The 11788-nt window shown below is 32.1% G+C and carries 13 protein-coding genes; 8 read left to right on the top strand and 5 right to left on the bottom strand.

Annotation, left to right across the window (positions count from 1 at the left end; translation table 11 throughout):
* Positions 1-227 precede the first annotated feature (227 nt).
* A complete protein-coding gene (locus A9G30_RS07120) occupies positions 228-434 on the bottom strand; it encodes a hypothetical protein (RefSeq protein ID WP_065588509.1) in 207 nt (68 codons plus the stop codon).
* 590 nt (positions 435-1024) lie between these two features.
* Positions 1025-1630 (bottom strand): riboflavin synthase, encoded by a 606-nt coding sequence (locus A9G30_RS07115; RefSeq protein WP_065588508.1) that lies wholly within the window; start codon positions 1628-1630, stop codon positions 1025-1027.
* A 211-nt stretch (positions 1631-1841) separates the two neighbouring features.
* Here A9G30_RS07115 and crcB point away from each other — a divergent pair, with 211 nt between their 5' ends.
* Both crcB and A9G30_RS07105 read left to right on the top strand, forming a co-directional pair.
* Positions 1842-2219 (top strand): fluoride efflux transporter CrcB, encoded by a 378-nt coding sequence (crcB, locus tag A9G30_RS07110; protein ID WP_065566665.1) that lies wholly within the window; start codon positions 1842-1844, stop codon positions 2217-2219.
* A 105-nt stretch (positions 2220-2324) separates the two neighbouring features.
* On the top strand, positions 2325-2741 hold the full coding sequence (locus A9G30_RS07105; protein ID WP_065588507.1) for a cell division inhibitor SulA: 417 nt from the start codon (positions 2325-2327) through the stop codon (positions 2739-2741).
* A gap of 267 nt (positions 2742-3008) precedes the next feature.
* Here the strand turns inward: A9G30_RS07105 and A9G30_RS07100 are convergent, their stop codons facing one another.
* Together A9G30_RS07100 and A9G30_RS07095 are read right to left on the bottom strand one after the other, a co-directional pair.
* A complete protein-coding gene (locus A9G30_RS07100; protein ID WP_065566663.1) occupies positions 3009-3590 on the bottom strand; it encodes a hypothetical protein in 582 nt (193 codons plus the stop codon).
* Positions 3591-3706: 116 nt separating this feature from the next.
* Positions 3707-4336, bottom strand: a complete 630-nt coding sequence (locus A9G30_RS07095) for a TetR/AcrR family transcriptional regulator (protein ID WP_065588511.1) — start codon at positions 4334-4336, stop codon at positions 3707-3709.
* A 174-nt stretch (positions 4337-4510) separates the two neighbouring features.
* On the opposite strand from A9G30_RS07095, the gene A9G30_RS07090 reads away from it, so the two are divergent.
* The 6 genes from A9G30_RS07090 (at position 4511) to A9G30_RS07060 (ending at position 9657) form a co-directional block, all read left to right on the top strand.
* A complete protein-coding gene (locus tag A9G30_RS07090) occupies positions 4511-5722 on the top strand; it encodes a Tm-1-like ATP-binding domain-containing protein (protein WP_065588506.1) in 1212 nt (403 codons plus the stop codon).
* Positions 5723-5734: 12 nt separating this feature from the next.
* Positions 5735-6565, top strand: a complete 831-nt coding sequence (locus A9G30_RS07085; protein ID WP_065588505.1) for a phosphoenolpyruvate hydrolase family protein — start codon at positions 5735-5737, stop codon at positions 6563-6565.
* 408 nt (positions 6566-6973) lie between these two features.
* The gene (locus A9G30_RS13185) at positions 6974-7711 is read left to right on the top strand and encodes a hypothetical protein (protein ID WP_218057747.1); all 738 of its coding nucleotides are present in this window, start codon (positions 6974-6976) and stop codon (positions 7709-7711) included.
* Positions 7712-8156: 445 nt separating this feature from the next.
* Entirely contained in the window at positions 8157-8648 is a 492-nt protein-coding gene (locus A9G30_RS07070; protein WP_065581793.1) for a hypothetical protein, read from the top strand.
* A gap of 313 nt (positions 8649-8961) precedes the next feature.
* Positions 8962-9363 (top strand): hypothetical protein, encoded by a 402-nt coding sequence (locus tag A9G30_RS07065; protein WP_065588503.1) that lies wholly within the window; start codon positions 8962-8964, stop codon positions 9361-9363.
* A gap of 30 nt (positions 9364-9393) precedes the next feature.
* Complete coding sequence (locus A9G30_RS07060; protein WP_141672032.1) at positions 9394-9657, top strand: hypothetical protein; 264 nt, start codon at positions 9394-9396, stop codon at positions 9655-9657.
* Positions 9658-9801: 144 nt separating this feature from the next.
* Here A9G30_RS07060 and A9G30_RS07055 read toward each other — a convergent pair whose 3' ends face one another.
* Positions 9802-10692 carry a DUF4261 domain-containing protein gene (locus tag A9G30_RS07055; RefSeq protein WP_065588502.1) on the bottom strand — a complete coding sequence of 297 codons (891 nt, stop codon included), beginning with the start codon at positions 10690-10692 and terminating at the stop codon, positions 9802-9804.
* Positions 10693-11788 lie beyond the last annotated feature (1096 nt).

Raw genomic sequence — 11788 nt, 5'->3', positions numbered from 1 at the left:
CTTAATCATAAATACATAACAAATTGCAATTGATTTGATGATTCTTAATTTCTTATTTTCCATCGATTATTTTGATGAATGTGGCTCTTATAATTCACTTAATTTTTATATAAGAATGAATTTGTTACTTTTTAAATCATATAGCCCTATAACGTTAGGAATTTAATTTTAATGCGGTAAAAAAGGTAACCTAGTCGGTTACCTTTTGATGGTATTAACTTATAAGATTATTTTTTATCTGGATGAGGATCTTTAACTGAATCTCCTTTTCCAGACATAATATACCAACCATTTTTGCTATGCGGTGTTTTATTATGATCAGGACAAGGAGGTAACGATTTCTTACTTTGGTTTGAATAAACATACCCACAGTCGGCACACTTATAAGTGCCAGACGAGACATCACTACCGTACGGAGCAAATTTTTGTACCATTATAAGTTCCTCCAAAGTTAAATGAGTGATAAGCACCATGCTCATCACTGTTATATATAAGCGCTGATTTGAGAAAAAATCAAGTCTATTTTTTAAACAAACTATCGATCAATAGTCTAATAGTCTGCTTGATTAGAGAAAAAAATAATTCAGAAAAGCCATTGATTTTATTAAAGTTTTTTGATTGTTTTGAGGTGGTAAGTGGCCTATATTATTACTCCATAATAGACCTGCTATATTGTTATTATTTTACAAAAGTAAGTATTGCTTATCTTATTTAGGGTTAGTCAATATTACAAAGATACATTATGCTTTACAATTAAAGGCTTTAATACAAAAAACATCGTTATTTGATCGGTTAATTACTCTCATCTTTAATTATTAGCATCTTGACGTGATAAATTAGACCCTGGATTAGCTTAATAGTTCTTATTTAGCCAATCTATTACTTAAAAAAGTAGCCCAGAGCCTTGAATTTTTAACTAAAATTGATTATTGAATGTTAAAACGCAATTAGTCTGTGTGGTTTTAATCTTTATTTGTTCATGAGTATAAGTATTATTTTTCCCCCCTATTCCAATTACTCAAGATTATTTTGCCGCCAGTACCCGTTCAACGGTATCAACAATAGCTTGTGTTTGAGCATCAATTTCAATATTTACCTTATCCCCTACCGTTTTCGAATCTAACGTGGTAATAGCTAACGTTTCAGGGATTAAATGAATCGTAAAGCCATCTTTATCTATCTGCCCAACCGTTAAACTCGCACCGTCAATACCAATAAAGCCTTTATATAATACATATTTGCTAAACTGAGATGGTAACTGTAGTGTCATATGGCAATTAGTTGCTGTTTTTTGAATATCAACAATTATTGCTGTGCAAGATATATGCCCTGACATAATATGCCCACCCACTTCATCACCAAATTTTGCGCTTCGTTCTATATTTACAAAATCGTTAATTTTTTTATCACCTAATGTGGTTAATGCTAACGTTTCTTCCATAATATCAAATGATACTACGCCATTATCAAACTTCGTTACAGTTAAACAGCAACCATCATTGGCTATCGAAGCCCCAATTTCAATTTTATCGGTTAATTGATGCGGTAACTTCACTTTATAAGTTCTTAATTTATCTTGGTCTATAATATCAATAATCTGACCAACACCTTGAACAATACCCGTAAACATATCTATACCCCAATTTTTTACTTAATGATGAACATTCTATCGCAACTTGGTCATAAGTTTCTATTTGTATTTTCAACTGGTATGATGACGCTATAATTTTATGTATTTTGATTATTTAAAAATAATTTTTATTGTAATTAGCAATAAAAGGCCAATACTAAGATTTTGTTAAAGTTAATTTGATGTTTTTTATCATTAAGGATGTTTTATCATGCTAAAACTGGTGTTAGCCATTTCAGTGGGTTCTGTAGCTGGCGGTTTATTACGGTGGTTTTTATCACTTAAATTCAATGCGATCACTTTTGCTATCCCATTAGGTACACTACTATCAAATTTAGTTGCAGGCTACATTATTGGTTTTGCGATTGCTTTTTTTAATCATTCTAACCTATCGGCAGAATGGCGGTTATTGGTTATAACGGGTTTTTGTGGCGGATTATCAACGTTTTCAACCTTTTCAGCCGAAATTGTCAATTTTTTACAAGAAGGCCGAATATCTTGGGGATTGGCAACCCTATTTATACATGTAATTGGTTCTGTTTTAATGACTTTTTTAGGAATATTGTCATATCAATGGTTACGTTCTTAAAGTTGAATAGTTGTAAATAATATAAAAAACCAATCAAAATAAAGTTTACAAGCGGGAAATACTGTACTAACATACACTGTATATAAAAACAGTATTAAGATTATTATGCTTATTGAACATTCAACACAACAACTTATGGCGATTAATTTTGAATCACCTTTTCAACAAGTATTACAACAACAACGACCTTTATTAAAATCACTTAACAAAGCTAAAAAATGGCAATTATGGCTTTCGACCCGACCAATGTTAAAGCGTTCATGGATTAATATCGCAGGTTTAGATAAAAACAAAGTTGTTCATCTAGCAAATTTAAATAACGCAAACTTAATATCAACTATTGAAAAAGCGTTACAAAACAAAACTTGCAGTTATGTGGTTGCTTGTATCAATAATCTTAATGAGCAAGACAAAGCTCGCTTACAACAAGCGGTATCATCAAGTGACACATGTCTACTTTTAGTACATGATAAACAAATAGTACATGATGAACAAAGTGAACACCCTATTCAATATCACTAACGATAAGCATAGTGACTATGCACAAATAAGTGTGCATTTTCAAATTTAGCAAGTAAAGTTAAAATGTTTAATAGCTATTAAAAAAGGGCTGAGCATATTTAAAATACTCAGCTTTTTGGTCATTAATAATAGTAAATTATAACAACACATTGGCTAGCTTTTTTGTTCTACTTTTCCACTTCAAATCATAGGCAGTAGATCAATTATTCTCATTTTCCTAGCATGTGATGGCGAACTTTTTCTACACATAGCTTTTATACATAGCTTTTAACAAGGTCCCATAATACAACTAATCATCATTAATGGAATAAAAACTGGCAATATAATTAAACCTGCTACATCACCTGTGATGTCCTCACTAGCTTTTATTTCATTTCTAGGTTTGACTAACACGGTAATGGGGGTTGGTAATAAATATTGATCAGATAGCGTATTTGCTTGCTTATAGGCATTTCCTTTTGTGCTAAATGACACTTGATAATAACCATCTTTTAACACCCATTCTGATTTAGACTTCATTGAAAAATTGTTATTGTTTAAAACTGTTTTTTCTGGGATAAGATTACTATACCGAACGATCATTTCATCGCTTGCATGTTCTCGGAAAAAAGTGATAGAGACTTTTTCAATATCATTTTTATATTCTGCTAAAAAATTACGGTAGCTTTTGAGCTTGTCTATCGCATCGGCACTTGTAAATTGGTATGAGTATGTTTGTGATTCAGCAATAATACCTATTTTTTCATCACTCTTTAATTTGATAATGGTGTCACTACTGGGTAAAATTTGCGTTTGCTTATGCACACACCCACAAAGACAAAAAATCAGAATAAAAACAAGCTTTTTCATTATCGTTTTCCTACTTTAAACACGTGAATAAGGATTAATTTTCACAAAATAATTTATTTTTATCATAGCACTAGCGATCAGCAAAATTAGGCTAACTAGCTATCATAGCACATCAATCAAAATTTTGAGGCATCTTGTTTAGCTTGGTTAATGACTGCTTTAGCTATCCATTGCGATAGTGATATTATAGACTGGTCATCAAGCATCCAAATATCTTTGAGTACCATAAATATTTCAGAGCCATAAATAATCGAAATTGCATAAATAACCTTATTATATAGTTCATCAGGGAGCTCGGCTTTAAGAGGAGATAAAATTGTTGCAAGTATTTCTTTGCGATTACCTCGCACCAATTTTTCGGTTTGTGGAGATAATGACGCTCGTTTTGTTGCCCATTGTTGTAATGAAACCCTTAGTGCTGCGCGTAGTGCCCCTTCATGTTTTAACATTTGCGGAAAGGCAAAAGCTAAAAAATCATTGATGCGTTCTTCTGCATTTTGTTTTTCTGATCGCCAACTAAAAATGGGACCTAAAGCGCTTTCAACAGTTGCAGAAATAAGATCACTTTGTGTTGGGAAATAGCGATAAGCGGTTGCTCTTGAAATCCCCGATTTGTCAGCTAATTCGGTTATAGACAGTTCAAAGCCCTGCTCTAATGCTTCTAATGCTGTATTAATTAAACGTTCATAAGTCTTCTTTTTGGCGCCTGTATATTTTGTAGAACGCAATAAAGTCTCTTGAATCATTAGATATATTGTTATATTTGAATTCATCATCAAATAATACTGCATTTTAATCATTAAGTTAAAATTAGTATTATAAAAATGAGACTTATGTCTCATTTTGAGTATATAATGTATGACTATTAACCACCCTTTTGATAAAAGTATTAACCTTATTAACCTATTTAGGAGCTATAAATGGCATCAACTAGCACAATTTATTTGGTTACGGCACTAGACACCAAAAGGGAAGAAATCATTTATATCAAAACCCTTCTCGATTTAAAAAATCTTAATTATAAAATTATCGATATTTCCACACAACTTCATCAATTTAATCATTTAGCAACTATCACGTCAGAAATAGTTGCAAGTTACCATCCACATGGCAAATCGGCTATATTTTGTGGTGACCGAGGTAAAGCGATTGTTGCAATGGCAGATGCATTCAAACTATTTTTGATGGCTCAAAATGATGTAGACGCTATACTAGGATTAGGAGGCTCAGGAGGAACGGCATTAATTACCCCTGCTATGCAATCACTTGCTGTTGGCATTCCTAAACTCATGGTATCTACAATGGCATCTGGCAATATTTCTGATTATATTGGCGCAAGCGATATTGCAATGATGTATTCAGTCACAGATATTGCAGGAATTAATGTTATATCAAGAAAAGTCTTATCAAATGCGGCTAACTTTATTGCAGGTTCAGTTCTTTTTAAAACCCAAGAAACGATCGAAGATAAACCTGCAATTGGCTTAACTATGTTTGGTGTTACAACCACATGCGTTCAATCTATATCAGCCAAATTGCACGATCATTATGATTGCATCGTTTTCCATGCTACAGGCAGTGGAGGTAAAGCGATGGAAAAGCTAGCTGATAGCAAGTTATTACATGCAGTGCTGGATATTACCACAACAGAAGTATGTGACTATTTATTTGATGGTGTTCTAGCTTGTAATGAAGATCGTTTTGGCGCAATTGCTAGAAGCCAAATTCCATATATTGGATCGTGTGGAGCACTTGATATGGTTAATTTTTCTAGCCCTGAAACTATTCCTGAAAAATATAAAGATCGTTTATTTTACCAACACAATCCACAAGTAACCTTAATGCGAACAACGCCGGAAGAAAATAAAAAAATGGCTAATTGGATAGCAAATAAACTTAATCAATGCCAAGGTTACGTTACTTTTATTATCCCTGAAGGTGGCTTTTCAGCATTGGATATTGAAGGAGGAATTTTTTGGTCACCAAAAGCGAATAAAGCCTTTATTGATGAATTTGAAAAAACATTTATTCAGACCCCTAAAAGAAAATTAATAAAAACACCTCATCATATTAACTCGCCCCAGTTTTGTGATCTGATTATTAATGAATTTACTCAAATAATTAAAAATTAAGTGGAGAAAACTATGAAAAACCAACGTTCACAGTTACTAAAGAAATTTCATGATATGATCGCAAAAGGACAACCCATCATTGGTGGAGGTGCTGGCACAGGTCTATCGGCAAAATGTGAAGAAGCAGGTGGCATTGACCTTATTGTCATTTATAATTCTGGTCGTTATCGCATGGCAGGTAGAGGCTCATTGGCGGGATTACTTGCCTACGGTAATGCGAACGAAATCGTGATGGATATGGCTAAAGAGGTGTTACCAGTAGTTAAACACACGCCAGTGTTAGCAGGCGTTAATGGAACAGATCCATTTTGCCAATTCGATCAATTTTTAGATAAATTAAAGGAAACTGGATTTGCTGGCGTACAAAACTTCCCAACTGTTGGGCTAATTGATGGTAACTTTAGAGCAAACCTTGAAGAAACAGGTATGGGATACGCTTTAGAAGTAGAAATGATTCGCAAAGCACATGAAAAAGATCTGCTAACAACACCTTATGTATTTAGTGAACAAAACGCAATCGATATGGCTAAAGCGGGCGCTGATATTTTAGTGCCTCATATGGGATTAACGACAGGAGGAAGCATTGGTGCAGAAACGGCATTGAAACTAGCTGACTGTGTGCCGTTAATCAATCAATGGGCAAAAGCAGCTAAAGCGATCCGTCCAGAAATTATTATTTTATGTCATGGTGGCCCTATTGCTACTCCAGAAGATGCTGAATATATCTTAAAAAATTGCCCTGATTGTAATGGATTTTATGGCGCAAGCTCGATGGAGCGTTTACCGACAGAAATTGCATTAAAACAAACGACAGAAAAATTTAAATCGATTCAACGACACTAACAATAATATAAGCAATAACGGTGCGACTTACACGTCGCACTGCTATTTTTTTAATAGTTGCGCGATTAATTAAATGCTAATTTGAGAAAACGTTATAATATCAATATCCACTCATATTCGTTATATAGTGACTTAGATTTAACAGAAATAAAAATCCTAACCATGGTAATCTATGCATAGATAGCGTTAACAAATTAGTAAATAGTAAAACTATCAATCAACTTTCAGTACTATCTTCAATTTAAAATAATCGTTTAATAAAATTATTTAGATAATAAAAAATAAGATTAGCCTAACAATTCATCCCCAAAAAGATTAAAATTGATAAATATTATTGGCAAACTGGCGAATATTTTTACCGGTTCAGCCTTAAATTAATCACAAAGTAATAGTGCTAAGCAGGAACAGATGAATACTCCCCCAAAATGGTTAAGATTGTTAATTGATGAGAATTGCTCATTTGAACAACTATTAGCCAAGCTTACGAAAGCCTTTAACTGTACATTCACTTATAAAAATGATAGTGGTATTGCTAAAGCTAAGTTAGGTGATTTTGCTATAATGATTCATGACAAAATTGATCGTATTTTTGACATCATTCTTAATCCATCTTATATTGTTACTTTTATGATTACAGAGGGTAAATATCCTAATTACCACGTTGAAAAGCATATTCAAACAACCTTAACCAATCATGGTATCACTTATCAACGCTCACAAGCCAAAGATCATGCCTATCCCATTGAACTTCCTTTTTGGCAAGCCCCCAACGATGATATTGTCATAAAATCCAAAGGCGATACATTAACCGCCTATTGCAAAATATGGTATAAACCTGCAAAGTATTCTAAATTTACGGGTATATTCGAGTTTTCTAATGTTTGGGCAATGCGTTTTGAACGAAACAAACAGTGCGCTTACTACAGTCATTGTGATAGCGATGATTTTAATTCTTGTTATTGGGTTATCCCTGAATCATCATGGCTTGAGCAATTAGTCAATGAACGACAATCTCATTTCCCTAATTGGCAACAATATGATCGCGGTGACTATTGGCATTATATTATTCAAAGCCATTCATTCTATGTAGAAGTCATTGCTAAACAGATCAAAATATCAAAAAAACAATTAAAAGGTATTTTTTAAGATAAAATGGCAATATATAAAGGTCAAATCATAACTTGATATTCAATATACTATGAATCATCTTAATTTTTTTATAAACAACTTTATAAAAAAAGATAAAAAACAACGATACCACTTTCTAATTAATGGAAAATGGCCGAAATTTGCCAATAACATCAAACATCTTGATAAACATTTGAATCACCATTGTGTAAGAATTGATAACAATGCTTTTGAAAAATTTACTCAAATTATAAAGCACTATACCATTAAATCAGGATATTATTATGATGCCTATACCAATGGGATGGAAATATCAACCCACTGTCTAAATAATATTCATGATGATAGTCTACTTATCTGCCCTGATAACAATATTGCATTCTATTTTCATCATGATAATTGGATATGGTTTTGCCAGATAAAACCTTGAGCAACATCATAGATAAAACAGGTAACCCAAAATATGCACTCATTTAATGATATAAATCAGTTTTTAACCGACTGCATTAATCTACAGGATAATTTATTAAATAAACTCTATTTATTAGCTAATCAGCCTAAAGCCGTTGAATTAATTAAAACACATTTAACCCAAAAGTTTGATCCCTTGTTATTACACTTGATCAAACAATTTCCAGAAGCAATCAAAATAAGCTTATTACCTGAAATTATCAACATTATGCAATATTTAGATGGCAATACAAAATTATGCCAAGAGATTATTTTAAGTATCAATACACAGTGGCTAGAAAAACATATTTGGAATTATATTACACCTATTTTAGGGCAACAGGATTATCAAACATTTGGTATATTGATGTATTTATTCAATTCATTTAGCCAGAAGTTATCAAAAAAATTGGCGATTTTAGCTTTACAAAGTGACGATAAAGATGTGCAAGAAATCGGTGAGTTCTATTTATCAAATAATAGATGCCTTTTAGATGATGTTTGAAGTAGCTAATGATGCTAGTTGAGTGTGACAACATTTACATACGATAACTTTGATTATTTAGAGCAACTGCATGTCAGTATTCAAATATTTAAACGATAAGATAAGAAAACAAAACCCAATCACCGCCACGATTGGGAGCGCTGTACGTGGGGTTTGAGGCTTTGGCAGAAGCAGCCCATAGATGCTTAAACAAGTATAGGTGAAAAAATGGATGGCGTAAATGTTAATTTTAATATAAAAAACTTTCTTGATATGCTGATTACAACAGAATCGTTTTTTGAGTTAATTGTACAAAGTAAAAAAAGAGTTAATCATGCAGGGATTTTTTGATAGATTAATGCTTGGTGAACTAAAGGATGTCATGATCGCTGGCTATGTTGATTATGCTACTCTGCCGATTTTTCACCCACTTTATGATAGATTATATTTTATTATTGATGAAGTTATTTTTGAGTTATATCTCAGTGAAGCAGGTATTATACAATATAATGAATTAACAGAAATTAAAGCATGGTTTACGTTAGATGACGATGATCATTTTTCATTAATGTCAATTTATTCGCAATTATTCAAAACCGAGCAAACTGTAACTATCACCGAAATAGCATACTCATCAATACCCTTTTCCTCAATGAGTATAAATTACCTCAATGGCCAAGACTGTGGTAATTTACTTTTTAACCCAAATCATTTTTTTGGTTTTACATTTTTATAAAGGTTATAAATGTTAGATATTATTAATTTTATGGAATCATCATATAAAGATAATCCAGAGTTAAAACACAAACTAGAATTAGTCAAAAAATTAATTACCTACTTGTCTGAACATGATATTGAAAGATCTGTTGGTGAGATTATACCTATCTTAGGCAACAATACAGGTTATAGTGAGTATCGAATCATTAATGACTGTGAATCGGATAACCCTGCTCTGTGGTCGGAGTACCAATATAATGGTGAAAAAGTAAGACTTAATACTGGCGATATTGTAATTACAATGAAAAAATAACGTTTTGATAATGGGCTAGCACTATCGATAACGATAAGTAAATTGAACAATAAATTAAGTGATAAAATTAACCTACAAAATAAACGCACTATTTAAAAATAGACGTTTATTTTATTAGATTAATTTTGCTGGCGAGTTAAGTATTTATTCAGTTGCATTATTGCTATTTATTTCAACGACTAAAACGTACCCTTCATCTTTTAAAAAACTTTCATCATCACGTGGTGTGCGTAAAGACATCATTTTATTATCGCCAACTTCCATTGTGTCACCAGAAGCCATTGTTGTACCACTATCGCGTAAATACTGTAGAATATTGCTAAACATATCAAAATAGTATACGCCTTCATCATGGCTATTAGCTAATACAGCAAAATCAGGTAATCCAAAAGCGTCAGCGCCATACGTGCGCATCCACACACCTTTAACATTTTCTATTTCATATTTGACAAAACCACAATAAAACATTGGTAAGCAATGACATAACCCTTCTATTCCGCCTTTTTCTGTGGCTAATTGACGAATAACTTTTATTGGTAATGAGCTATGCCCTTTTCCATTAATCAGCGCTAAACCATTAAATGGTTCAAAACTAGCTGCAAAACGAGTTAAAGCCAAGTATTGCTCAAGTATATTCTTTTCATATCCAGTATAATATAGAATGATATAACTATCATTTTCACGAACTTGATCTTTAATATCCTGACTGTAATGTGCTGGTGCCACGCATATTTCTAAAACATCAGCAGGATAAGGAGCATTGATGCCAATTAATTTAATGACATGATTTTCCCAACCAAATAAAGCATAACATCCGTCATCTAACTTGCCATATGGCATTTGGCATCGAATATTTTTCATTGATGAATCAATACTACGTAATTGCTTTAATAAATTATCTTGATCTAAATAGAACTGCCCCTTAAAAACAATGCTTAATGCTAATGGCGCTTGAATATTTGGATTTTCAATTAATGCTTCATCAGCTTGTTGTAATTTTGATTTCTTACCAAATGAGCGTGAAAAAATATTCATTTATACTCCTTAAATTAACCCTTCCCAAAATACGTTAAAAATGCTACTAGTAAATCTGCTTTATTGCTGATGGTTACTTAGCTAGGTGTTTTATCACCCATATTTCACTACATTCTTTTAAAAAAATCTTATTCTGATGGGGAAAAATAATAATATTTTTTACTTTTGGTATCTTCTGTAGTGTGCCAGCATGTATTTTATTAATAGTAGATCGTAACTAGCGCAATAAATTATTATTTTCCTTTATCGTAAGACTATTGACAAGTATGGAAAACTCAGGCAAAGCAAGCCAAAAGCATCAGTACCATACATGCGCATCCATACCCCATCGTATTGTCGGTATTTAATGCCACAAATCCAACAAAAAATAATGGTAAGCAATTGCGCAACAAGTAAATCCTTTTTGCCCATTTACCAGTGCGCTAGCAACATCTATCTGTAAAATTTGATTACTTTTGCATTAATAATGCGTATTCATATTAAAATGCACAAAGCCTGCTGTAAATTGAGCTAAAACAAGGCATTACTCAATTACATTATCATCAAATCTAACATAATACAATATCACATGGCTTTTATGATTGTGAACTTTCTGTTTAAAGAGAGGTGTCATATGGCTATGACTAATACATGGATCAACGATTTTGTTAGAAAAAAGTTAATTAAACTCGACCATTTTGATAATATGTTTATTCCACGCAGCTAAATTTCAACACCCTGATCAATTTGTTCTATCGACGATTGTAAACAAATCTTTTTATTAACGAATCAAATTTGCATAATAAATTTAGTAATTATTTTAATTAAAAGAGAGATTGTCACCAAATAGAAATACCAAAGACAAAGGATTTTCAATAGATGAATTTGCAACTAAAGCATCAGTGGATTATTTAGTGATATTATCGCGACGGCAAAAAAGCGGGAAAGCAAGCTCATCTTATGTTTTTTATTAATGTTATATTATTAATATTTAATGATATAACTAGCGCAAAATTATTTAATTACAATCTAGTATTTAATAGCATATTATTTACATTGCAGTTATTGTTGAGATAAAGGATGGATATGACAAAATAACTTTATTTGTTATCAAGAA

It is taken from the genome of Gilliamella sp. Fer4-1, from assembly GCF_001690515.1.
In the GTDB taxonomy this organism is placed as follows: Bacteria; Pseudomonadota; Gammaproteobacteria; order Enterobacterales; family Orbaceae; genus Gilliamella; species Gilliamella apicola_C.
This window is presented reverse-complemented; position numbering and strand designations above follow the sequence as displayed.

What these genes read in the sequence shown, in the direction of transcription:
- A9G30_RS07120 (WP_065588509.1), bottom strand. Translation starts at nt 434, where the DNA reads ATGGTACAAAAATTTGCTCCGTACGGTAGTGATGTCTCGTCTGGCACT.
- A9G30_RS07115 (WP_065588508.1), bottom strand. Translation starts at nt 1,630, where the DNA reads ATGTTTACGGGTATTGTTCAAGGTGTTGGTCAGATTATTGATATTATA.
- crcB (WP_065566665.1), top strand. Translation starts at nt 1,842, where the DNA reads ATGCTAAAACTGGTGTTAGCCATTTCAGTGGGTTCTGTAGCTGGCGGT.
- A9G30_RS07105 (WP_065588507.1), top strand. Translation starts at nt 2,325, where the DNA reads ATGCTTATTGAACATTCAACACAACAACTTATGGCGATTAATTTTGAA.
- A9G30_RS07100 (WP_065566663.1), bottom strand. Translation starts at nt 3,590, where the DNA reads ATGAAAAAGCTTGTTTTTATTCTGATTTTTTGTCTTTGTGGGTGTGTG.
- A9G30_RS07095 (WP_065588511.1), bottom strand. Translation starts at nt 4,336, where the DNA reads ATGATTCAAGAGACTTTATTGCGTTCTACAAAATATACAGGCGCCAAA.
- A9G30_RS07090 (WP_065588506.1), top strand. Translation starts at nt 4,511, where the DNA reads ATGGCATCAACTAGCACAATTTATTTGGTTACGGCACTAGACACCAAA.
- A9G30_RS07085 (WP_065588505.1), top strand. Translation starts at nt 5,735, where the DNA reads ATGAAAAACCAACGTTCACAGTTACTAAAGAAATTTCATGATATGATC.
- A9G30_RS13185 (WP_218057747.1), top strand. Translation starts at nt 6,974, where the DNA reads ATGAATACTCCCCCAAAATGGTTAAGATTGTTAATTGATGAGAATTGC.
- A9G30_RS07070 (WP_065581793.1), top strand. Translation starts at nt 8,157, where the DNA reads ATGCACTCATTTAATGATATAAATCAGTTTTTAACCGACTGCATTAAT.
- A9G30_RS07065 (WP_065588503.1), top strand. Translation starts at nt 8,962, where the DNA reads ATGCAGGGATTTTTTGATAGATTAATGCTTGGTGAACTAAAGGATGTC.
- A9G30_RS07060 (WP_141672032.1), top strand. Translation starts at nt 9,394, where the DNA reads ATGGAATCATCATATAAAGATAATCCAGAGTTAAAACACAAACTAGAA.
- A9G30_RS07055 (WP_065588502.1), bottom strand. Translation starts at nt 10,692, where the DNA reads ATGAATATTTTTTCACGCTCATTTGGTAAGAAATCAAAATTACAACAA.